This window comes from Acutalibacter sp. JLR.KK004, assembly GCF_036941085.1.
GTDB lineage: Bacteria > Bacillota > Clostridia > Oscillospirales > Acutalibacteraceae > Acutalibacter.
Genome location: NZ_JAYMNQ010000001.1, coordinates 649681 through 671125 on the forward strand (window position 1 = coordinate 649681; position 21445 = coordinate 671125).

At 38.6% G+C, this 21445-nt stretch carries 41 protein-coding genes and 3 tRNA genes; 2 read left to right on the forward strand and 42 right to left on the reverse strand.

Going from position 1 to position 21445, the window contains the following annotated elements; translation table 11 throughout:
• Positions 1-14: 14 nt before the first annotated feature.
• The 12 genes from VSQ30_RS03645 to VSQ30_RS03700 all read right to left on the reverse strand — a co-directional run bounded on the left by VSQ30_RS03645 (position 15) and on the right by VSQ30_RS03700 (position 9650).
• A complete protein-coding gene (locus VSQ30_RS03645) occupies positions 15-467 on the reverse strand; it encodes a DNA cytosine methyltransferase (protein WP_334462092.1) in 453 nt (150 codons plus the stop codon).
• Positions 464-886: a DNA cytosine methyltransferase gene (locus VSQ30_RS03650; RefSeq protein ID WP_334462093.1), complete on the reverse strand. Its 423-nt coding sequence runs from the start codon at positions 884-886 to the stop codon at positions 464-466. The genes VSQ30_RS03645 and VSQ30_RS03650 overlap by 4 nt, the downstream gene beginning before the upstream one ends.
• Positions 887-890: 4 nt before the next feature.
• Positions 891-1289 (reverse strand): hypothetical protein, encoded by a 399-nt coding sequence (locus VSQ30_RS03655; RefSeq protein WP_334462094.1) that lies wholly within the window; start codon positions 1287-1289, stop codon positions 891-893.
• An 18-nt stretch (positions 1290-1307) separates the two neighbouring features.
• Positions 1308-2597: a phosphoadenosine phosphosulfate reductase domain-containing protein gene (locus tag VSQ30_RS03660; RefSeq protein WP_334462095.1), complete on the reverse strand. Its 1290-nt coding sequence runs from the start codon at positions 2595-2597 to the stop codon at positions 1308-1310.
• Between the two features lie 14 nt (positions 2598-2611).
• Positions 2612-3271, reverse strand: coding sequence for a DNA-methyltransferase (locus VSQ30_RS03665; RefSeq protein WP_334462096.1), 660 nt, complete (start codon positions 3269-3271; stop codon positions 2612-2614).
• Positions 3272-3549: 278 nt separating this feature from the next.
• Positions 3550-4080 (reverse strand): DNA adenine methylase, encoded by a 531-nt coding sequence (locus VSQ30_RS03670; RefSeq protein WP_334462097.1) that lies wholly within the window; start codon positions 4078-4080, stop codon positions 3550-3552.
• Positions 4081-4283: 203 nt separating this feature from the next.
• Positions 4284-4790, reverse strand: coding sequence for a DNA N-6-adenine-methyltransferase (locus VSQ30_RS03675; RefSeq protein WP_334462099.1), 507 nt, complete (start codon positions 4788-4790; stop codon positions 4284-4286).
• A 27-nt stretch (positions 4791-4817) separates the two neighbouring features.
• Positions 4818-6563 (reverse strand): RNA ligase, encoded by a 1746-nt coding sequence (locus tag VSQ30_RS03680; RefSeq protein ID WP_334464784.1) that lies wholly within the window; start codon positions 6561-6563, stop codon positions 4818-4820.
• 417 nt (positions 6564-6980) lie between these two features.
• Positions 6981-7619, reverse strand: a complete 639-nt coding sequence (locus VSQ30_RS03685; protein WP_334462100.1) for a hypothetical protein — start codon at positions 7617-7619, stop codon at positions 6981-6983.
• Between the two features lie 44 nt (positions 7620-7663).
• Positions 7664-7725: transfer RNA gene (locus tag VSQ30_RS03690), tRNA-OTHER, on the reverse strand.
• Positions 7726-7785: 60 nt separating this feature from the next.
• Positions 7786-8724 (reverse strand): hypothetical protein, encoded by a 939-nt coding sequence (locus VSQ30_RS03695; protein ID WP_160265853.1) that lies wholly within the window; start codon positions 8722-8724, stop codon positions 7786-7788.
• Positions 8725-8939: 215 nt separating this feature from the next.
• The gene (locus tag VSQ30_RS03700; protein WP_160265854.1) at positions 8940-9650 is read right to left on the reverse strand and encodes a hypothetical protein; all 711 of its coding nucleotides are present in this window, start codon (positions 9648-9650) and stop codon (positions 8940-8942) included.
• 158 nt (positions 9651-9808) lie between these two features.
• On the opposite strand from VSQ30_RS03700, the gene VSQ30_RS03705 reads away from it, so the two are divergent.
• The gene (locus VSQ30_RS03705) at positions 9809-10159 is read left to right on the forward strand and encodes a helix-turn-helix domain-containing protein (protein ID WP_334462101.1); all 351 of its coding nucleotides are present in this window, start codon (positions 9809-9811) and stop codon (positions 10157-10159) included.
• 51 nt (positions 10160-10210) lie between these two features.
• A complete protein-coding gene (locus VSQ30_RS03710) occupies positions 10211-10825 on the forward strand; it encodes an ImmA/IrrE family metallo-endopeptidase (protein WP_160265856.1) in 615 nt (204 codons plus the stop codon).
• 3 nt (positions 10826-10828) lie between these two features.
• On the opposite strand, the gene VSQ30_RS03715 is transcribed toward VSQ30_RS03710, so the two are convergent.
• The 30 genes from VSQ30_RS03715 to VSQ30_RS03860 form a co-directional block, all read right to left on the reverse strand.
• A tRNA-OTHER gene (locus tag VSQ30_RS03715) sits at positions 10829-10921 on the reverse strand.
• Between the two features lie 3 nt (positions 10922-10924).
• A tRNA-Ser gene (locus VSQ30_RS03720) sits at positions 10925-11015 on the reverse strand.
• A 42-nt stretch (positions 11016-11057) separates the two neighbouring features.
• Entirely contained in the window at positions 11058-11330 is a 273-nt protein-coding gene (locus VSQ30_RS03725) for a hypothetical protein (protein ID WP_160265857.1), read from the reverse strand.
• A 21-nt stretch (positions 11331-11351) separates the two neighbouring features.
• Positions 11352-11528, reverse strand: coding sequence for a hypothetical protein (locus VSQ30_RS03730; RefSeq protein ID WP_160265858.1), 177 nt, complete (start codon positions 11526-11528; stop codon positions 11352-11354).
• A 12-nt stretch (positions 11529-11540) separates the two neighbouring features.
• A complete protein-coding gene (locus tag VSQ30_RS03735) occupies positions 11541-11909 on the reverse strand; it encodes a hypothetical protein (RefSeq protein WP_334462105.1) in 369 nt (122 codons plus the stop codon).
• On the reverse strand, positions 11906-12175 hold the full coding sequence (locus tag VSQ30_RS03740) for a hypothetical protein (protein ID WP_334462106.1): 270 nt from the start codon (positions 12173-12175) through the stop codon (positions 11906-11908). The genes VSQ30_RS03735 and VSQ30_RS03740 overlap by 4 nt, the downstream gene beginning before the upstream one ends.
• Positions 12176-12469: 294 nt before the next feature.
• Complete coding sequence (locus VSQ30_RS03745; RefSeq protein ID WP_334462107.1) at positions 12470-12658, reverse strand: hypothetical protein; 189 nt, start codon at positions 12656-12658, stop codon at positions 12470-12472.
• Entirely contained in the window at positions 12658-13071 is a 414-nt protein-coding gene (locus tag VSQ30_RS03750) for a hypothetical protein (RefSeq protein ID WP_334462109.1), read from the reverse strand. The genes VSQ30_RS03745 and VSQ30_RS03750 overlap by 1 nt, the downstream gene beginning before the upstream one ends.
• Positions 13047-13274 (reverse strand): hypothetical protein, encoded by a 228-nt coding sequence (locus VSQ30_RS03755; protein WP_334462111.1) that lies wholly within the window; start codon positions 13272-13274, stop codon positions 13047-13049. Before VSQ30_RS03755 ends, VSQ30_RS03750 begins: the two co-directional genes overlap by 25 nt.
• A 2-nt stretch (positions 13275-13276) precedes the next feature.
• On the reverse strand, positions 13277-13801 hold the full coding sequence (locus VSQ30_RS03760) for a hypothetical protein (RefSeq protein ID WP_334462112.1): 525 nt from the start codon (positions 13799-13801) through the stop codon (positions 13277-13279).
• 57 nt (positions 13802-13858) lie between these two features.
• The gene (locus VSQ30_RS03765) at positions 13859-14161 is read right to left on the reverse strand and encodes a hypothetical protein (RefSeq protein ID WP_334462114.1); all 303 of its coding nucleotides are present in this window, start codon (positions 14159-14161) and stop codon (positions 13859-13861) included.
• A 1-nt stretch (position 14162) separates the two neighbouring features.
• Positions 14163-14357 carry a hypothetical protein gene (locus VSQ30_RS03770; protein WP_334462115.1) on the reverse strand — a complete coding sequence of 65 codons (195 nt, stop codon included), beginning with the start codon at positions 14355-14357 and terminating at the stop codon, positions 14163-14165.
• Positions 14354-14716: a hypothetical protein gene (locus tag VSQ30_RS03775; RefSeq protein ID WP_334462117.1), complete on the reverse strand. Its 363-nt coding sequence runs from the start codon at positions 14714-14716 to the stop codon at positions 14354-14356. The genes VSQ30_RS03770 and VSQ30_RS03775 overlap by 4 nt, the downstream gene beginning before the upstream one ends.
• A gap of 1 nt (position 14717) precedes the next feature.
• The gene (locus VSQ30_RS03780; protein ID WP_334462119.1) at positions 14718-15449 is read right to left on the reverse strand and encodes an N-6 DNA methylase; all 732 of its coding nucleotides are present in this window, start codon (positions 15447-15449) and stop codon (positions 14718-14720) included.
• Between the two features lie 21 nt (positions 15450-15470).
• Positions 15471-15653 (reverse strand): hypothetical protein, encoded by a 183-nt coding sequence (locus VSQ30_RS03785; RefSeq protein ID WP_334462120.1) that lies wholly within the window; start codon positions 15651-15653, stop codon positions 15471-15473.
• A gap of 59 nt (positions 15654-15712) precedes the next feature.
• Positions 15713-16792 (reverse strand): GmrSD restriction endonuclease domain-containing protein, encoded by a 1080-nt coding sequence (locus VSQ30_RS03790; RefSeq protein ID WP_334462121.1) that lies wholly within the window; start codon positions 16790-16792, stop codon positions 15713-15715.
• Positions 16793-16877: 85 nt separating this feature from the next.
• Complete coding sequence (locus tag VSQ30_RS03795; protein ID WP_334462123.1) at positions 16878-17684, reverse strand: hypothetical protein; 807 nt, start codon at positions 17682-17684, stop codon at positions 16878-16880.
• A gap of 6 nt (positions 17685-17690) precedes the next feature.
• On the reverse strand, positions 17691-17855 hold the full coding sequence (locus VSQ30_RS03800) for a hypothetical protein (RefSeq protein ID WP_334462125.1): 165 nt from the start codon (positions 17853-17855) through the stop codon (positions 17691-17693).
• Positions 17856-17867: 12 nt separating this feature from the next.
• Positions 17868-18119 (reverse strand): hypothetical protein, encoded by a 252-nt coding sequence (locus tag VSQ30_RS03805; RefSeq protein ID WP_334462126.1) that lies wholly within the window; start codon positions 18117-18119, stop codon positions 17868-17870.
• Positions 18120-18142: 23 nt separating this feature from the next.
• A complete protein-coding gene (locus VSQ30_RS03810) occupies positions 18143-18346 on the reverse strand; it encodes a hypothetical protein (protein ID WP_334462127.1) in 204 nt (67 codons plus the stop codon).
• A gap of 8 nt (positions 18347-18354) precedes the next feature.
• Positions 18355-18801 (reverse strand): hypothetical protein, encoded by a 447-nt coding sequence (locus VSQ30_RS03815; protein WP_334462129.1) that lies wholly within the window; start codon positions 18799-18801, stop codon positions 18355-18357.
• A gap of 14 nt (positions 18802-18815) precedes the next feature.
• Positions 18816-19019 carry a hypothetical protein gene (locus tag VSQ30_RS03820; protein ID WP_334462130.1) on the reverse strand — a complete coding sequence of 68 codons (204 nt, stop codon included), beginning with the start codon at positions 19017-19019 and terminating at the stop codon, positions 18816-18818.
• 42 nt (positions 19020-19061) lie between these two features.
• On the reverse strand, positions 19062-19331 hold the full coding sequence (locus VSQ30_RS03825; protein WP_334462132.1) for a hypothetical protein: 270 nt from the start codon (positions 19329-19331) through the stop codon (positions 19062-19064).
• On the reverse strand, positions 19301-19513 hold the full coding sequence (locus tag VSQ30_RS03830) for a hypothetical protein (protein WP_334462134.1): 213 nt from the start codon (positions 19511-19513) through the stop codon (positions 19301-19303). The genes VSQ30_RS03825 and VSQ30_RS03830 overlap by 31 nt, the downstream gene beginning before the upstream one ends.
• 23 nt (positions 19514-19536) lie before the next feature.
• Positions 19537-19818, reverse strand: a complete 282-nt coding sequence (locus VSQ30_RS03835) for a hypothetical protein (protein ID WP_334462135.1) — start codon at positions 19816-19818, stop codon at positions 19537-19539.
• Positions 19819-19949: 131 nt separating this feature from the next.
• A complete protein-coding gene (locus VSQ30_RS03840; protein ID WP_217959338.1) occupies positions 19950-20198 on the reverse strand; it encodes a hypothetical protein in 249 nt (82 codons plus the stop codon).
• 1 nt (position 20199) lies between these two features.
• Positions 20200-20361 carry a hypothetical protein gene (locus VSQ30_RS03845; RefSeq protein ID WP_334462137.1) on the reverse strand — a complete coding sequence of 54 codons (162 nt, stop codon included), beginning with the start codon at positions 20359-20361 and terminating at the stop codon, positions 20200-20202.
• A gap of 24 nt (positions 20362-20385) precedes the next feature.
• Positions 20386-20580, reverse strand: a complete 195-nt coding sequence (locus tag VSQ30_RS03850) for a hypothetical protein (protein WP_334462139.1) — start codon at positions 20578-20580, stop codon at positions 20386-20388.
• Positions 20581-20973, reverse strand: coding sequence for a hypothetical protein (locus VSQ30_RS03855; RefSeq protein ID WP_334462140.1), 393 nt, complete (start codon positions 20971-20973; stop codon positions 20581-20583).
• 109 nt (positions 20974-21082) lie between these two features.
• Positions 21083-21412, reverse strand: a complete 330-nt coding sequence (locus tag VSQ30_RS03860; RefSeq protein ID WP_285829482.1) for a hypothetical protein — start codon at positions 21410-21412, stop codon at positions 21083-21085.
• Positions 21413-21445 lie beyond the last annotated feature (33 nt).

Consider the following 21445-nt stretch of genomic DNA (forward strand, 5'->3'; position numbering starts at 1 on the left):
TGTTGTATTTATTGTTATAAGCCCTTGAAAATATGCTTTATAACCTCTTTTGTCCACCCATTGCCACAGAGTGAACGCCGAACATTGTCACTATATCCTTCTGTAAAATTATCTGGCAATGTTTGTAACCTCTCATACTCAACAGGTGTCAGTTTGCGAATACGTCCATTATCCCAAACTTTCTTTTCTTGATAACCACCATTCACACAAGTCAAAGTTGCACATTTAAATTGAGGATTGTAAACTCGTTTCAACATATCATGTGTATTAACTTGTAATGTAGCGATTACTTTTTTATCTACACCATGAAAGATATATGGCTTATCATAATAATCTTTCTCTGGCGCATCTGATACCATTATATCTTTCAGGACAGTTGTGTTTGACTTAGGCAGCGAACCAATATGAATATTCGTCCAATACAATCTCTCCCTGTCTTGTGCAGAAAAGAGATTTGAATTTATCAACTGAGGAATTTGCCCCCCAAGTTATCGGTAATAATATTCTGATCAGTCTTGCTTTTTGGAACTACATTCTCCAACAGGAACCATTTTGGCTGAATTTCTTTGACGGCTCTTGCATACTCAAAGAAAATGCCAGATTTGCCCATCAGTCCTGAACATACTTGATTGTTTTCTTGCCGGACTACCGATAAACTCTGGCAGCACGTACCAGCCATCACCAGATCAAAACCTTTAAACTGCGAAAAATCTGCTCCAATAACATCTCCATGATGAATAATTTCAGGAAAATGCCTTTTGCTAAGTTCGATAGCTGGTTCAAAAATTTCATAAGTATGGTATTCATCAACTGGTATTCCTAATTCTTTTAAGGCCAGCAATCCAGTTTCAAGACCGCCACAAATTGATAAAACCCTTAATCCCATTACATCACCAACATGGAGAATTTACAACAGCGTACATTCTGTTATCGCCACGGAAAATAAAATCACGAATTCCATGCTTAATAAAATCTGTGTAACTTCTAATTTCAATACATTCAGTTCCGTCAAGCTGATATACTTTCTTTCCTGCATTGAAAGCATAAATGATTTCATTGAATACTCCATGTCCAATCATTCCTGAAAATGTAGAGAACACAATAGCATCACAGTTATTGAGTGCTTTATATGCGTAATCAAGAATGACGCTTTCTGGTTGATCTTGCGGGATGGTTGTGCGAGGATTTACAATAACTGCATCTTTAAATTGCCGTTCAATACACTTAATTTCAAAATTCTCCATAGGTGTATCGTACTTCCAAACATGATGAGCATAGTAAATTTTCATTAGCATCTCTCCTTATAATCAAAATAGTCTGCATCCTTGATTTTTGAATTCATTAACTTGGTTATTCCATTGTTCTTGAGTCCATCCAAACTCTTTCATCAAACACTTCTTGCATTTGAATTTTTCAATATCACGACCAAACATTTTCATATTCATTGCAAGCGTATTCTTATCTTTTAATTTGAGCGGCTGTCCTCTTGTATTCAGGCATCCGTTTTCACAATATCTACTAAAATACTTTCTGGCTATATCTTCGTCTAATCCAGCATATTTTGCGTATTCTTGAATAACTTCATCAGTTGGCTCTTTACGATATACACCACCAGTCCATGCTTTTGTAACATACTCATTAATTGTACAATTCATAATGAGCCACTTATTTTTTTCTATAAAATCTTGTTTTAGAATATCTCTCCACCGATTGTAGAGATATGGATACCAAAACTTATCAAGAACCCAAGTATACTTTGTATAGTAAGGGCAAGCGATACCACAACCTACTCTCGTATACCCATACTTATACTTTGGATTTACTTCAATGTTTTCAGAAAGTATATAAAGCCAAATATCTAATTCAGTCCATTTACGAATAGGGAGAACACCAATCCAGTCTCGATCACCCCACATGGGATTTTTAGTAATATCATCATAATTTGACCTCTGGCTGCTTTCCTCATTACGGATACCAAATAGGAATAATATTTTTTCATCTGCGGGGAAATAATCTACAGTTGGTTTTTCTTTGAAATAAGTACAACAGAATCGTGCAAATCTCGTTGGAATAATGCCACTATCATGAACATATTTATAGAAACCACCATACTGCGGATCAGGATAAATATGTTTGAATCCATTTCGTTTTGCCATTTGATTACTTTCTGCTACATCAAGTGTTGTAACATTAAAATAAGTCTCGCAATCTATTCCCGATTTCTTTACCAAATGATTTACTACCATGCTGTCTTTGCCAGTAGAGTTTGTATTAACAATCTTTCTATCTGTATCTATACATTGTTCATGTAATAACAAAAGACTCTCATGTTCAATTTCTTTTATGTGATCTTGATTGCGACAAATGGTTTCATTCCATGATTCAAACTCTGCATATCCCTTGTTTGTTCTATGTTTCTTCAGAGATAAATTCAAGTTATCATCAACCGTAATCCTAAATAGACAAACTACTTGCCCCCCCGTTATAAAGGCTTTAATGATGTTGTTGTCTAACCAGAATGTATTTTCCTGATACCAACTTGTATCGCAACCACAACTATCTAAGAATTTAATAAATTCAGGATAAACAGGTTGCATCAAAATCCTCTTTTCTAAAATAATTCAGTTTCCCAAATCTCTTGATCCACTCGCTGGCAAGCAATCTCATAATATTTTTCATCAAGTTCATATCCAATGAACTTACGTCCAGTACGTGCCGCTGCCAAAGCAGTTGATCCAACACCTACAAACGGATCAAGAACGATTTCATTTTCATGTGATGAATTTTCAACAAGTATTTGCATTAATTCAATCGGCTTTTCTGTATCATGCAAATTATTTCCGTCTGCGCCCTTTGTTTTGATATTTGGAACAGATAAAATATCACTTGTACCGCAGTTATTAATTTTCACACCCTTGCCTTTTCTGAAGAACAGAATATATTCAAACTGTGACATATAATACTGTCCCATAATCTTATTCCCTTTGTTCCAAATTAGAGATTTGATGAAGTGAAATCCAGTTTTTGTAAAAACATTGAGAATATGAATTAGATTAACGTGGTTTGTCATTACATAGCAATGACCACTATTTTTTAGTATGCGGTAAAATTCAGGAGCATATTTTGTGCAATCTACATCATTGTGTTGAAATACTTGACCTTTTCGATTTATGTCTTTCTGGAGCATACCGCCACTGTTTCCTGCGTTTCCCCTTGCTGTAGTTCTGTATGGAGGATCGGTAATAATCAAGTCAACCGATTCATCAGGCATCAATGACATTCCTTTGATACAGTCATCATTGAATATTATATTTGTTCGTAAAGAACCTTTATCAAGTGGTAGTGCTTGCCCCCCCAAGTTTTAGTTGTTGCTGCCATTCTGTACCCCTCAACCAAATGCGGGAACAGGGTGCATAGGAGCAGTACAACAAGCAGGGATACAGGCCAAAGTAATAACCATCACAGCAATGCTTAAAAGTCGAATTTTATGTACTCTTTTTTGTTCCATACGTGTCATGCTATTATCATCTCCAATGTTTGTATTTCTTGTTATTTATCAAAAATATATAGTTGTTCCATAATGTCAATCCGTGACGCATTATCCAGCGTTCGCTTAACTGGTTTCGACCAGATTGACTTCCATCCATCCGGGGATACCTGTTCTGATACCAGAACGATGCTGTCTTTTGAACATTGTTCAGCCCACTCCCAAAACTCATCATGATTGAATGTCTGCTGATAGCCTGTCGTGTTCTTATACGGAATATCGCAGTAGATCACGCCACCTTTGAACTTAGACATATCAAGCTGCTGGTAATCAAACTCATCAAATTCAATCCCTGACAAATTTGGGATTTGTGCCAACAGATTTCGCTTTGCTTCGTCATAGTAGTTTCTGATCGTGCCAATCTTTGTCCTTACTGTACCAGCCCTACCACCGAAAAACTTTCCGTTATATGATGCAAGAAAGCCAACTGCACCGATATACCAATCTGGATATTTACCGTCTTGATCCTGCCACGACTTTCTTACATCACTATATTCTTGCTTTGAAATGTCATCTGGCAATTCATCTATCATGTCCAAATGTTTGAATAACTCAATTAAGTAATGATTAATGTCATAACCAATTTTTCTCTTGCAAGAAATTTTGTCAATTACATTTGCCCCCCGATAAAAGGCTCTAAGTAAAAGTTTGCGTCTGTCTTGTCGATGTATGACTGAATAATAGGAACAATATGTTTGGCAATCCGGGACTTGCTGCCAACATATTTAATTTCGCATCACTCCTTTAATTTAATCCAAAACCCAAGGTCTGAAAGACCTTTGATTTCTTTGTCAAAGTTGTCTTGAGTGAAAACAACAACTTCACTTGGGAACGGTGCTGGATCAGCACCATCGTTGAACTTTAACCGCCCTTTAACAAAGCAGATATACTTTGCATGAGCAAACACATATTCGTGTTGTGGCCTTGTATCTGTTCTTGCTGGTATAAGCATGACCGCTGTGATCTTGTTGTTTTCACTCTCTGAACAACATTTCTCAATCCAATCCTCTTGTCCGGGATTATCCTTCGTCCTACGACTGTACGGTGGATTACAGAAAACTACTTGCCCCCCCCAATTTTGCGAGATGCCATCATCCTGCACAGTGTAGAATTTATCGCACTTATGATTGTTTTCGTCTGCACACGGATCAAGAGTGAAACGGAATACTTGATTCAAGCGGTCAAAGAACTTCTGCGGAGTTCCCCAGCTATTATTACCAGTGCTTAATAAAACTCTGTCCATTCTTTAACCTCGTTGTTGTATTTCTTGTTATTTGCTTTCAATCAACTGTTGCATAAACATATCACGCAACGGAATGATATGATTGGGATGTTCCCGATCTCTAATTTCCTTACAGAAGCCATAGAACTTATTTTCAAGCGGAGTAAGCAGCGATCCCATATGGCGATACTGTCCGCTTCTGAATACTTCCTGTGCAACAGACCGCATATGTTTCCACAAATGATAGTAATAGCACTTGAATTTTACCATGTACCCAGCATTGTCCTCAACAACAAAACCTTCAACTACATTGCCATCATAAAGATATTCCTCATCCATGATTTCAGTATACCAGTTACGGAAACTCTGCCAATCCATAAACTGATATGCACGTGTCTTAACTTCAAATCCGAACTCTTTACCGATCTGAACAAGCTGCTGATAAGGCAATTTCTCATATTCAAGTTGATTTTTTACAATATCCAACAGGAACAAATGTGATTTGTCGTATTTGATAATGTGAGGATCATTTTCCATGTCTACACACTCAAATACCATTGTGACATTCTTCCGCTTCAGATATTCCTTCAGGCCAGCAGCGTCATTTACATTCTCATAGAACATTGCCTTCAACCATGCTGAAAACTCGCTATCAGGACTGGACTTGCTGGTAATAAAGAAATCATCTGTATCAGGGTTATATGACACCATGCCAAGGAATCCATTCTCTTTTACATATGCAGTAACGGGGAACTTCAACTTATGCTGGAGCATACTAAACTTTGTTTCTGCTCTCTCATTAACATTAAAGAATTTTGGGTAAGAACGGGCAACTACAGTTCCATTTGCTGTATTAATAAACAAACCTCTGGCCTTAGTAGTCTGCTCATTCCACTTCTTATCATAGAAAGCCTCACGGGTAAAGTTGAAAGAGGAAATGTCGCCATACTTCTTTTCGTAAATGTATTTGTTCTGACGCATTTTATCCACAACTTCCATAACGTTTTGCTCTGTTTCAGTATATTCAGTTGGTACAACTGCTTCCTCGTTAGTCTGCTCTTTAAACACTGTGTTTCTGATCATTACAGGATGAAAACCGTCTGCATCCAAAACTACAGCCCGAAGATTACCGCCGAACTCAACGTTACCTTCCAGATCAAAACACCGTTTTGACACCGTAATCGGAGAATCCTCAGTGTTACGATGACCAAACACCTGATATGTATTCTCAGGCATAATTTCATCAAATGTCTTTGCAACATCTAAGTATTCACTATACCGTCCAACTCCACGAATCATCTGTTCAGATGCAATCTCTGTCAGATTATCAGGAATTACACTTAAACCAGCATGAGTAACCAAAACAGTTTTTTCATTGTATGTATAATACACACACTGATTAAATTTACGATACAACATTCGAGCAATTTTAGAATCCAACCCCCCAGCCTCAAGCTGCTTGCGGGTAACTTTTTCAAACTCTGCTGATTTAGATGTGCCACCATGTGCCCAATACCAAAGCCAGCGTTCATGATTTCCTTCCAGCAAAATCACATTAGGGCGATTCATGTTTTCATACAAGAAGTTGATTACCTCTACATTCTCAATGCCACGATCAATGTAGTCGCCGCAGAAAATGTATAATTCATCATCTTTGAATCCATCCTTCAAATACTCTTTCAAGACGGTATAACATCCGTGAATATCTCCAATATGATGAATCCTCTTATAATGAGAGAAATCACTTGGCTTATACCAAATTTTATGTCCGATAGTATCTATCAGACATTCTATTTATATCAACCTCGCTACATAGCAGCCTTGTGGATCACTAAAGGACAAGCATGACAATTCCTAAAACCATTTACAAGGATTTTGACTACCTTTTAACTTTGTTGCCTAACCTTTCACCTTTGACAAGTCTAAACTTTGAGCATTGAGCCTTCAGCTTTCAACTTTCAGCCTTGAACTTTACAGTCATCTTTTAAGTTCTATTCTGTGGCGAACTGTCATAATGCAGTTCCCACTTGATAGAATTTATAATTTTTATATAATAATCATATTCCAATTTGATTATGTATTAAAAATTACGATAACCGTAATTTCAGAAGGTGGGTAGAGTTTTTATTAATTTACACCTCAGAACTCTTTCCCAAAAACTCAGGCGTGTCATGGTTTATAGTTTTCGCCATGCAGCGAAGGAGATATGCTTTAGTAAGTAATCTCGATGGTGGTCAGAGCATTGCTGACGGACAGGGCGGCATCAATCTCGGTCATGAACGCCGTAATCATACTGTCCAGTTCCTCGATCCGCTTCTCAAGTCCAACGGGATCAATCAAATCCATAGAGTTTGACTTAATGTAAGTCCGAACAGAGGCATCAAACTCATCTCCATTAGTCTTGGCATCCTTATTACCCATCAGGCCAGTTACAAACTGCTCTGCCTTCTGCTGGAGGCTATCGTTATTGCGCTCAAGATCGGTCTTTGCTTTGGCAAGCTGCTCTACCATAGTGTCACGCAAACTCTTGAAGAAATCCATACCATGATTCTTCTTGTCAATAGCCTGAACCACAGTGTACTCCTGATCACCAATCTTGACAGTGGTATTGGCATTGGACACATTCACAGCATCTTTAATAGCGTTACGCCGCTTAATAAGGTCAGTTGCCTTATCATAAGCAGACTTGGCATCGGCGGTGAACTCTGCAACGGTCTTGCCACGTACCTTATCCTGATTATTCTTCTTAGTAGTGATAAGGTTGCAAGCACCAATGGCGGCAAGAATACGATCATCCAGCACCTTCAGTTCTGCAAGAGCCTTGTGAACAGTCATCTTCTCAGTAGTCATTTTACATACTTCCTTTCTAAACTTTGATTTTTGAAAAATGATGTTCGCACAAGCTGGACTCGAACCAGCATCTCCTTACGGTGTTCTACCATTGAACCATTCTGCGATAGTTGTATTTGTGGTTATTAGCCAAGTTTTAAGAGGCCACGCCCCTTAAAACTGAAATTCAAGAATACATATGCTCCTTAAATTCCTGATATTCTTCAAATTTTCTTGCCATATCCATTTTGTGTTGAGAAGTTGGTTTCAAGTCCGGCTTTCCAAAGAAAACTTTTAGCTTATCAAAGTCAGACCTTGACAAATCACCATGCTCTTGTTCATACTGGTACATCCTATTATATATACCATTCAGATAAATCTTATTCCACTGAAATGTCTTGCCAATTTCTTCAGCCGCACGATTTGCAGAACTTGATATGTTTGTAATTTGCGCTGTTGTAAATTGAGCATTTTTATAACTCCTGAATAAGAATTTGCTTTTGGCATAAGTCATAACGCTGCCGCCGAACTTACTTGAATCATAGGTGTCTGAGTCACGATAGTTTATAAGAACATACATAGCCAATGGAGGCAACATAATTTTTTCTTTTGTCTCTGGATGAACTACATACCCTTCGTCCTCATAAATATCTTCTTTTAGAATGTTTGAAAGGTATTTAATTTCAATTCCAAACCATACCAACACAGCAGCAGACCTGAATGTATCAAACTCTGATCCACGCTCTGAAAAGGCTTCATCCATCGTATTATGAAGTTCTTCATAGTCCCGAAAATAATACCTATCATACAAATGGGAGCGGTCAAGATCAAAGAATGTAATATCACCAAGAATTTTTAATGGTTCATCTGTTCCGTAGCCTTCCTCAACCATCCACTTCATAAAATCATTCATCTTGCTCTTTTCAGAGTTAAAAGTGATAATAGATGTAGCATTAAAAGCAGAAAGCATTTCAATTAAATCTTGTCGAGTCAGGTCATTATAGGCCACGTCAGGCTTCATTCCAAAGAATTTTGTCAATAAAGTTCTGATATGTTGCTTGCTTTTTTCATTCATTTTTAGCGAGGATTCTTCAACATATCTGTCCATCACCAAGTTATCTACCATTATAATCACCTCACACTATTATAATAACATAGTTAAACGCACTTGTCAAGAAGATTTTTGCATTTATTGTTATTGTGGAGAAAGAAAATCAATGGATTAAGATAGCCTTAACTTCTTGCTGCTGGACGTTAATCCAGCGTCCTTACCAGAGCATTTTGTATCACTCACTTCCGTTGTTGTATCTATTGTTATTATAGTCGGCTTGCGCCGATTTGTCAAGCCTTATTTCCAAATTTCCCTAAGTTTTTCATAAATTCTTTTGCATGGTTCTGAAATGCTCGATGCTTTGCAAGAATATCATCTGGCATATCGACAGACATATATTCCTCAAAAATTTGCCTACTGGTTATAGAACAACCACGCTCCAGATCAAAGATACCAGCATAAATACGGTTACGATCATCATACAGCCGGACTTGGAAACAAACAGTTCTGCACATCTGCATGGCTTGACCTTTTCCATATAAATATACATTAATAATGCTCTTGATTTGTGCTTGTTCGGTAATTGTAAGTTTCCCTAATAAAACAGGATGGATAGGAAGAATCAACAAATCCAGTTCTGGAAAGTACATATTATAGTTATCGTCCACATACTTCAAATCCATCAAATCTTCAATCTGGCTAAACTTACGCCGTCCACGATTGACAGGCTCTTTTCTACCATATACTGCTTTTATAGTATATGTGGTAGTAGAAGTCTTACAAATCACTACAGTCTTAGACACATACTTAATGCCAATAACAGCATTATCAGTGTACACAGAGGACGCAAACAACCGCCGAAACTCCAGAAAAACGCCCATGTTACCAACGATTTCTGTAGTCATAAACTCAATGCCCTTATCTGTTGTAACCTTAAACATCCCAAACTGACCCAAATTCTCTACCAACTTATTTATTTCCTGCTTGCTGCTGTAAGGCATTATGAATCATCCTCCTAAAAAGTCTTGACATTTTAGATAATTTACCTTATAATCAGTGTAGATGAGATAACTTTCTCAGCCACGGTCTTTATAATACCAGATAGTTTTCTCATTGTCAAGGGAAAAATGAGATAGTTTTCTAATTGGAGGTATTTTCTATGGAATCTACGCTATATGAAAGAATCCGTATGCTGTGCGAGAAAAAAGGCATTTCAATCGCTAAACTGGAAAATGACTGTGGGTTTGCTAACTCAACCATCAAGAAATGGAAGTCCTCAAGCACCCCTGGCGTAGATAAAATCAAAGTTATTGCACGTTACTTTGGCGTGACCGTTGACTATATCCTTGGTCTGACTGACATTCCTACACCAGCCGATGAATTAATTGGTGACGATGACATTATATCCATCCAAAGAGCAAGATCAAAAATGGTAGGAGGGGATAGGCAAAAAATGATGCAAATGCTCCGTATAGGTTTTGAATATGCTTTTAAAGACGATAATCAGTAAGTCCGTTTTATGGGACACTATTTATGATACAATCCAAGTGAGGTGATGGCCTTGATTAGATACGCCTATATTTGTAATCAAGTCTTGCAACTTTACAAAAAGCTGCCAAGCATCAAATTTCCTCTTGATCCACGACTATTCTTTGAACAGATGGATAACTGTAAAACAATGACGTACAATAAATTTGCAGAACTCAATCAATGCCCTTTACAAGAGGTCTTTGCTCTATGCGAAAGTAAAAGCGGCTGCACACACTATGACGTAGGAAAAAATCGGTATCTTATTCTATTCAATTCATCCAGAGAAAACCATAATGTTTTAGGACGTATTCGCTGGACTCTGGCTCATGAACTTGGTCATGTTACGCTCAACCACCTTCCATATATTGCTGAACCTCATATTGCAGAAAATAATTTCAATAATCTGTCTAATCCAGAACTTGAGGCTGAAGCCGATCATTTTGCTGCACTCTTGTTATGTCCTATGCCTTTATATGAAATGCTAAACGTAGAATCAGCACAAGATATTCAACGTATCTTTGGCCTGTCATGGGAGGCTTCTAACGTTCGCTGGAATGAATACATCAAATGGAAACGCAATCATAGAAAGACCGCTTGGGAAAACGATATGAAAAGATTAGTCAATCAACGTTTAGAACTAAAATAATTTTGGCTGGAGAAGTAGGACTTGAACCTACAAAGAAGGTTGCGCTACCTTCGCCGCTCCATAGTACGGTGTGTCTACCAATTCCACCATTCTCCAATATGGCGGCAGCGGTGGGATTTGAACCCACGGGCGAATATTAGTCGCCAACGGTTTTCAAGACCGCCTCATTAAGCCACTCTGACACGCTGCCATATCCCTCCCTCACCACAAACGTAGTGAGGGAGATTTTGTTTTACAAACACGCTTCAAGGCCAGCAATAGCCTTTTCCATTTTTGTAATGCGCCCACGTAATGAGTCAATAGTGCTTTTGATTTCCTCTTTATCAGTTGCTACGTAATAACCCTTTTGACCAGAACATATCGGGCTTCCATTACTTCGAGCGGCATTAATCATATGCCGGATCATAGTTCTTGGAACACTAAATGCCTCTGCTAATTCACTACTACAAATTGGATAATCTTTACCTTTAGAATGTTCACGTAGATATTTTTCGATTAAATCCATATGTATCACCTGTTGAATGAATTACTTGCGTTTACTGCACCACGATCCATCAATCTTTCTCATAGAATAGTCAGATAGTTCACCATTATAAGATGCAGTAGTTTTTACATCTTCGTTTGTGACCACAATCCTTACACTGGTTGCACCCGGAAACATTTTCTTTGTGTTTTCAAGAATCTCATGCAGAAAATCATCCATTGTAAACACTCCTTAATAATTATCAGGGATAGACCAGTTTTCACAAAGACGAGCGTCCATCTTAGTCTGACTTACACTGATCTCACTCTCAACATATGTCGGTGCAATTTCACCAGAATCATTTGTAGTAAGAATCCAAGTAGACGTAGTCACAACACTTTCTGTATACAGTCCATTCGGCTCTGCAAGAGGTACAATGTTCCAATAACTACCTCCACCACGGGCCTCTTGCGAAGATTCAGGGGCGGTAATTGCTGCTCCATAAGGAATACCATACCCAATACAAGTCCCCTGATAAATCCATTTACCTGTGTACTCATTTTTAGTATACCAATAACAAATAAGATTAGGATTATCACGCATTTCATAGATTTCTTTCAACTGAGAATACTCAAAGAAATTTGTGATATTTGGAAAACTTTATTGTGCCAATCCCAATATGATTTAACATACTCTTCATGTTTTTCAGATTCTTCCTTAACTTGTTTGATCTCATCTTCTGTATCGCCTTTTTTCATTACAAGGCAAGACCCATATTCTCCACCGCCATGTTGTCCTGTGATAAAAAATCCCTTTTGCTTTAACTGTTCTACCTCTTTATTTATTGTGTCAGTCTGACCACAAACATCAACTAATTCAATTTTCATAATTTTTCCCCTTTATTTTACAATCCCCTATTGATCCAGTCCTGCAAATCTACACGACATTTATCAAAATCTATCCCTTCAATTTGGCATCCAACATACTTTGCTCCACAGACTGGACAGAATTTGAATTTTCCTTTAGTGATACGACACATTTCTCTATATGGATTATCCGCATAATCAGTTTCAAACCGATGACCACAGTTGGTACACTCTGGTTTGCTACTGCCTCCACGATTTACGACATTCATTTTGCAAGTATTCTCATTACAACTCAAATTTCTTGCTCCTTTCATATCAATACATTGTAGCTGCTGGACAACCCATACAATTCAAACAATCAAGCAAATCTTTTGTATGACGATCTGCAATAAATTTTTCATCATTAGCCTGTTCAGGAGAAATACAAACACAACATTCCAGACATTTAGAAAAATCAAAATCATCATCATATATTTTTCCAGTAAACTTACCTAATCTTTTCATCACTTATGCTCCTTCCAATCTCTAAACCCATTCACATATTTACCATCTTTCTGAACACAAGCCAAACGGAATGCAGAAAGAATTGCTTCTGTATCAATGTCCATGCAATTATCACGCTCCGCATACTTTTTATGCTGCTCTGGAAAAACATCTTTGAAGTTTTCCTGCTGCCGCTTTGCATCAAAGTATTGCCATACATCAAACGCTGGATTATCTGCCGTTTTCAAATAGTCTACAAAAGAATCTCGAATTATCCGTACCAGTTCATTATCAGAATAATACTGCTTTGGTGTTCCAGTATATTCAGAAAGAAAATCAATGATAGATTCTTTTGCAGATTTTTCACTATGCTTTACAGCATAGATAAGACCAAGTGTTAAATCGTTCATTACTTCACCGCTTTCAATTTCCATACTCCATGATCATATTCTGCTTCTCCAAGAATCTTTGGTTCAGCTTTATGTGATCCATCATGATATTTGTCCACAGAATTTCTTGCATCTACAAGCGTTTCATATACTCTCAAATCATTATCAACCATCCAGCCACCAAGTTCAGGCCAATAGTTAATCCCCTTACCACGATGAATATACATACCCTTTGTTATATACTTCATGGTCATTTCTCCATTCTGAAGTTATAAATCTGCTCCATTTTTGCAGTAACTTTCCGATAGCAATATTCTCTGGCTTCTGCCACTGTCATACGCTGCCGATCAATCAACACAATTCCGTTGCGAAAATCCTCACGACAATCTTTATCAAACAGTTTTTCCAGTGTAGGATCAATATACATCTCATGACAATTCAAGATGTAATTTTCCACATCGGACAAATCAAATGTGATTTTTCCAGTATGCTTAATTTCTCCATCCACTTTTGTAATTTCCCAATCATCAACGGGGAATACTCCAGATTCAAGCCTATCCAAAAATCCAATCACTTCATCGTAATGCCAATCTTTCAGATTGTAACTTCCGAATTGAAACGTATCCCAATTCATTTTCCGCAAAGCATCAAGATAAGATTGCCATTTTTCTTCTACTGGCTTTTGTTCCCATGCTGCACGACCTTTGCTTTCTCTGATTTTTGGAATAATCCAGATACCCAGCAGGACAAGTAAACAAACCGCAAACATTGTCATTCACCTACGCAATCAGATTGTTCTACATTCTTATTATACTTGTATTTGTGGTTATTGTCAAGTCCTATTTTTCAAATTATCCACATAATCTCTTGCATAACCTAACGTACAACCATAACGATCACGATACAACTTCATTGCAAGGATCGGGCGTGACTGTGCAAGTTTTTCTACTTGCATATTATATTCCGGGATTGCTTGCTTAATAGTTTTCCCAAACAAAGAATACAACCATTTCAAAAATTCTTGCTCATGACTATGCGTGTTATGATAACCATGAGTCACGTAAAATGCCATATCAACTTCGTGCCGAGTGACAATATTTCCATCAACCAACACATAATAAATCTCATCTTTCATGTTATTTTTCCTTTCTGGCCTTTGCCAATTCTCTTTGTTTCCAGTATTCATGTTGCTCATTCTTTTGTAAATGCCGACATTGTTTTCCAAGGCAACCTTTACGCTTCATTTCTTTTACAGTTAATGATCCACAATGGAGAGCGCAATATGCTACTGGATTTTTTGGCCTACCACCAAAGATTGTTTTCTCCATCAATACTCAACCTTCTTTCCATCAGAAAGGCAAGCCGTTACATACTCATAAAGCCAGTGATACAAAATATCTACGCTTTCATGAAACGCATTGTACTTGCCATTAAATGTATTCAAATCCTGTGTCATATACTTAAAAATCTCTGTACGATGAAACCGCTGCTTTGCAAGTTCAGAATTTTCCACACACGTATATACCCATATGCACTCACACTTCGGTCTAAACTCATCAACCTTAACTCGAATCTTTCCACAAGCCGTATCAAAGTGATATGCTCCATACCGATCCTGCTCTGCTCCAAGCTGACGCATCAACTTGTCAACTCGCTTTACCAGACAATTATAATCACGTTTGTACACCATCTTATTTATCCTCCTTGAAAAGCTGCTCCACCTGTTTGATCATCCTGCGAGTTTTCCATACTTCGGAAAAGTACATTGGAGTAAACCAATAATTTTCCAGTGTGTCATCTACTGCCATAGGCTTTGAGATTGCATCGTCAATCTTGATATAGGCCGCTACACCAAGCAAGGATAACTGAATGTAGCACATAAGTCCAACAGTCAAGTCAATATCCTGCGCCGCAACAAGCAAGTGATTCTGGAAGTTCAACCCCTGTTTTTCCAGTATGCTCTTAATTGTATTGACTCCGGCAATCAGTGTCGATCCTGCGCCGCAACAATCATCATTGAGCGTTATGTACCCTTTCTCCCTAACCTCCTGCGCTACATTCTCCATCGTGATTTCTGCCATAAGGCGACTCACATTATAGGGAGTGAAAATCTGTTTGTGTTGCTTGTTGACAAGACCAAGTTCAGTATAGATAGTCCCAAGAAAATCTTGATCGGGATTTTCCTCTAAAGCCATTACTGTATAAGCCAACAACTTCGGGAAAGCCGCCTGATCCTCTTTGTCATACTTTTTGATCGTATCCATATACAACTTTTCCCGTTCATCATAATGGCTTTTATCCAGCGCATTAGAGAAAGAACACGAACACATAACCACAAAGTCTTTCCAAACTTCCCACGGAGATAACTTGTGTGTCAACTTATTAAAGGTGTCCACAAACTCTTTTCTTATTGTTGTGTTCATAACCGCTTTCCTTTCTGGCTGTTAGCCTTTGATTGTCGCCCACGCAAAAGGATAATTCCTTTTGTAATAGACTTTGTTGTTTGACTTCCAATTTTCCACATCTACATCCAGCTTTGCCTTTGCATCATCCAGAGTGTCATACTCTCCAATGACAAAATATCTGCGGAATGAAACAATATCGGGAGAAATAATGTTTTGGTACATCTTGTTTTCCTCCATCCCCGTATAGCCGATAGGTCAGCTTATGATTTTTCCAGTATGATTTACTCGGCCTGATCCTCTTCGCCTTCGTCCTGCCTATTACACGTGCCGTTGTTCACGCAACTCTCACAATCATACGTACCGTTCTCGCAATTCGTGTCCTCACCAACAAGGGCTTTCATAACGTCACGGCGCATCTGAACAGAGGCGGGCTTTGCGCTGCCAGAAGTTACGGTCTTATTGTAGTCATCAGAGGTAGAGGGGCTTCCGTTAAAGAAGTCTGCCAAAATATTGTTGATCTCATCCTGAGACTTTTCCGCTTCAACCGCCAGATAGCAATAGTAAACTGCGCTGATAAAATGTGTCCTTGCCTTAACGGTCTTAATAAGCTGTTTATCCTCCTTGCTATCCAAACTATCCAGAAATTCCTTGTAAGCGTTCAGACCAGAGTCGAGGCGGCTAATAACCTCATTGTCAATCTGAACGTCCTGCGCCCACTCCCGGAAAGACTTTGTACCAAAATCAGGATTTTCCACTGTGGCAATATGGTACAACTGCATAGCGATCATTTCATCAGTAAACCGCTTTTTTCCGGCCTCTGTAACAACTGCCTGAATGGTGTCATGTCCAGCCAATTCCTGAAATACTTTCAGATTTGCCGTATTTACTCTGGTCAACTCGATAGAGGACAGAGGTTTGCCATTGTTAAGCCGCCTGAAAAACTCCCGTACCTCATCCTCTGTCATATCCTCATAATAGTAAATAGTCAGGTTATAATCCTTGATCCTATCCTGCGCCCACTCCGGCAACTGTTCAAATGTCATGCCGCTGAAGTCCTCTGTGTTACCATCATCATCTGTCACGGCGGGGAAGTCAGTAGCCAGTGCATAATCTCCATTCAAAAATCCACTAATGGCATTGCTGCGCTGCTTTCCGTCCAGACTGTCATACGCTCCGTTCTCATCCCGTGTAAAGTACATAGCGGGAATGGCATAACCATAAAGCATACTGTGAATGAGAAGGCTCTTTTTTCCATTGTCCCATACAAGCCCACGCTGCACCGCATTGTCGAAGTTTACCTTGCCCTTGTTCATCTGATTAGTCAGAGTCTTTGCCGTCCACTGAATATTAAAACGTGTCATTTTTATTTCCTCCTAATAATTTGTGTTGTATTTGTTGTTGTTTTTCCAACTTACTAAAAAGACTGGTTTATTCCTGTGTTTCTTTCTAATTTTCCGCTCTTACGATCCTTACCAACTCGAACAAACAATCAAAAACTTTTTCTGAACACTTTCCGTTCTTTGTTTTCCAAAACCGTACATGGACGGTTCCTTCTGGAGTGATAGTAACTTGTGAAAGTCTCTCATTGATCCAGCCTTGAGTCTTAATCGGACAATTTACGCCATGCTGCCGGAACAAATAATTGACGATCTTATAAGTGTGACAGTTATAACGGCTTTCATAGATTGACACATCAGAATTTTCAAGTGTACCGCCATTACGGATAACCTCATACGCCGCCGCAATCTGCCTTTCCATTTCTGCGTTACGCTCTGCTACATACTTTTGATCCTCTGCATCCCTCTGTGCTTTCCGCTCCTGTCTAATCTGTTCACGCTTTTCTGCAAAGGCTTTCCGACTTTCCCAACAAGCGTCAATCAAAGTAGGACGGATATATTTTAAATACTCAATCCATGTCAACTGAATATGATCCTGCGCCTCAATTTTCCGCTTGACACATTCAATAAATGTGTCCTGTGTTTCAATTCCGTTTTTCTTGACCACGCCAACCGCTTCTTCTACATTGTAGTCCGCATTGACTGTACCAATTTCCATTGCCACTTTCTGATCTGGATAGCGTACATAAAGCATACAATAGCTATTCCACTGACTTTCTGCCTCTGGCTCTCCACAATACAGACAACCTTCCACAAGCCGCATATCCTTATTGTGATACGTGATTGAATTGCCGTCTTTCTTGTAACAAATTGTCCGCTGATTTTCCAATGTAGTGTTTAACTCTTTCAGTTTCATCTTGCCTTACCGTCCCTTCTTTGCATTTTCTGCAACATATTTTTCATACGCAATATGACAATAACTTGCATTGCATGGATCATTGCCTATAATTTTTCCAGCGATAAATGGACAATACTTTTCAGAACATAAAGTTAATTCTTCACAAGCAGTTTCAAAATCCACAACCATTTTCTGCCCTCCTTACTGTGTCATTCCAGCTAATGCCGCCGCTGGAATATCAATCATTGCAACGAATTTTCCACTGTCATAGTTAATTCTTTCAACTGGCAAAGAAAGTATAGCGTCATAGGAACACATTACATTTGTCAACTCAACACGGGATTTTCCACTATTGTCATGCGTTGATTGCATAATGATATTGTTGTCCCGTACAATCAACTCTCCATTACATACCGCATTACGAAGCTGCCGGATTGTCATTTTGCTTTCCATGTTCCGATCCTCCTTTTACGTTATCAAACGCCACAATCAATGCTTTCAAGAATTTCCTTTATCGTTACGATCTTGTAATACTGCGTCTTGTTGTAATTCTTGTTATGACTTTCTAACCACTCTACTAATGACTTAATGTAATAATACATATCGCTCCAATTTTCAAAACTCAATCCACACTCTTTTAACTTTTCGTGATTGATTGATAACTTAATTTGTTCGTTCATATTTCCTCCTATGCTACTCTGCAAATTTCCATGTAGCAACCTTTATACCGCTTGCCGCCACTCTGCCTTATGTCATATCCCATACTAAAAGGAATAAGGACTTTTCCCTCTGCTTTCAGTTTTTCCAATAAAGCACCAATATCCACATAGCCTTGTGCAAAGCCCGGAACAGAAATATCATCCAGACGATCCAATTCACACAACCGATCATGATATTTAATCTTGTTCTTTCTCTGTGCAAACCATTTTTCCCAATGAGAATTTCCGCAATGATAATGTGCGTGTTTAAAAAGCATTTCAATTCTCCAGCGGACTTCCTGAAGGCTGCGCTCTGTACTTTTCCAGCCGTTAATAGCAAGCATAAAATCATTGACTGTTCCGGCTTCCCAATTCTTTTTACTGCAAGGCATTAGCTTGTAACCATCAGTATTGATAACTGCTTGATAACGTGCCATTTTATGATCCTCCTTTAATGCGCCCTATTGTGGTAAATCGTTCTGCCATAGTCTGAATTTCCAACATTGTAAATGTAGCTGCCACATTTCACAAGCAAGGCATTTTTACCATAAAACTTGTCTTTCATTCCCTTTATTGATCCACTGGCAGAAAAGTTAGGAAACACTTCTATGTGCAATCTGCGCCCTTCTGCAACTGGCAGATATTTAACCCTCATTTTTCCGTTACCTCCCATATAGTCCTGCAATAATATTTTGACCTACACTTCCATTTGCTTTTCTGTTCCTATTCTGATACTGTAAATCTGTTCAATGAATTTCATAACTCTGTCTCTGTCCGCTGCCGTTTGATTTACAACAGATACAAACCGCTCTGTGTTCATCCCTTCCAGAATTTCCACTAATACCGCAAACTTCCCCATATTGTATTCCGCATTGAGAATACGTGTTTCCAACTTTCCGCTGCCTGTTACCGCTTGTATTGCTTTCTGAATGGCCTCTAATGCCGCCGCTTCAAACTTATCAAGCATTTTTCCATTTCTTTTGCAAGTTTAACCGCTTCTTTTTTGTTGTTTACTGATCCAGTTATTTCAATCCAACCAAAATCTTCAACATAATACATAAGTATGTATTTTGATTTACAAAAAATTCCTTTACCATCATTCAAATGAAATTTTGCGCCGTTAATTTCAAAATCACGATTTACTTTCATTTTCTCCGCCTCTTTTTCAATGCTCAATAATAGCAACGTTTTTGTAAATATTCTTTTCCGGGAAATGGTAAAAGGAAGTCACCGCCTGAATACTGATTCGCTTTTACTGGCCTTAAAACCTTGTAGCCGTTATTTTGCAAGTGTGCCTTTATTGCCTTTATTCCGGCTTCGGCTTTATTGTGCTTTACCTCTTGCATAGCCTTAAAAGTGCCGCTCTGATCTGCTGCTATCAACTGCCGCTTCGTCTGGTAGATATAAGCCGCTTTTATTCCGTCTGCCGTGGTGAATGTCGTGTAAAATGTCATTACAAAAACTCCTTCCGATTTTGCCCTATCCGTTGCCGTTTGTCAAGCTGCCACAATGGGGAGACTATAAAAGTATAGCCTGAATATTTCCGGGCTTCTCCCCGTTGTGGATCACTTGATTTTCCAGCTTGTTAATATTGCCCTTCAATAGCATATTTCAGCCGCTTTACAACCGTTTCTAATTCTGCCGCACAAGTTTTTAATGTCTGGCGGTTTACTCCTTCCATCTGTTGAAGTTTTGCCTTGTATGCGTTTCCTGTCCCGTCCTCTTCCGGCTCTATCATGCGGGAAATTTCCGCTAAATACTGCCGCATATAGTCATATACTGCCGCCGTTGTTACCGTGTTGTATGCGCTGGCCTTTGCCTTGTTAATAGTCATTTTATTTTGCCTCCCGTTTTGCCGTATCGTCAAAAATGATTTTCCCGATCTTGTCTTCGCAATCAATGCGGATCACGCTTTTTCCGTTCTCTGTCACAACCTCAAAAGGAATATTTTCATATTCCAAATTTGAAAGAATATCATTAAATACTTTTTGAAACATTCTTTTTTTCCTCCTGTCTGTCTGTTATCGTGCTAAATATGTATGGTTTATTGCGTTACATTCCGCATAGCAACAATATTGCCTGATCTCTGGCCTGTCACCGCCTTTAATATATAGGCAGTTTTCCATATTATGAAATTGTGCTTCGTTTTCTGCTCTTTCCAATAGCTGCCGCAATTCTTCCAGTGTGATTTTTAATCCATATTCTGTATATTTCATTTATGCCGCCTCCCCATTTTTCACGGCCTCCCGCCATGCGCTGATCTCATCCATAACAGGCTTTAATGCTTCATCAAGTGTAAAGCCATATTGATCCAAATACTTTTTTAATTGTGCGCTTGTGCAAGTATACTTCTGGCTTCCTGTCTCATTCTCTAAATAGTCATTAGTCATAGACTGAAACGCTTCCCAAACAAGGGATTTAATAGAACGGCGTGTATTTTCAAGATTGATTTGTAAAAGGCTTTTACCGTTGCCGCCGTTTGTGTTCCGCTCTGTTACGTCAAAATATGCCGTGATACTGTCCCGCAAATAGCCGATATTTAGCTTCATGCTGCCAGTGTTCAGAAAATAAGAATCAAGCGTGTTAAAAGTCAAGTTTTGATTTGTCATTTTGAAAACCTCCATATTTTGAAAGAATGAGTTTATAGTTTCACAGGATGGGGCTTTATTTGTAGCGGGAAAACCCTTCAGAAAACCGCCGCTTTTGTATTTGTGGTTATTATGCCGCCTTCTTGATAAAATCATCTAACAAGGCATTGACGGCGGCTTCCTGATCCTCATATGTGCGGGAATAGTCCCGCCAAATTGCTTCAGCTTTTTTGTCATATTCCCGGATCAAGTCATAATCAACCTTCGCCCCGATAGGATCATAACCCGTTGAAATAATAGTGTTGTTGATCTGATAGTAGTCACAAGCCCAACCTTCCCGCCGCTCTGAATAGGCGAAGGGGCTTTTATGTCTCAAAAGGTTTTGAGCATTGCAATAACCGATCTTCAAAACGTTATAACCACTGTTTCTAATGGCCTTTTTTGTCGCTTTCAGTTTCATAATAAACCTTCACTTTCTCCCCGTGTTGCCGAT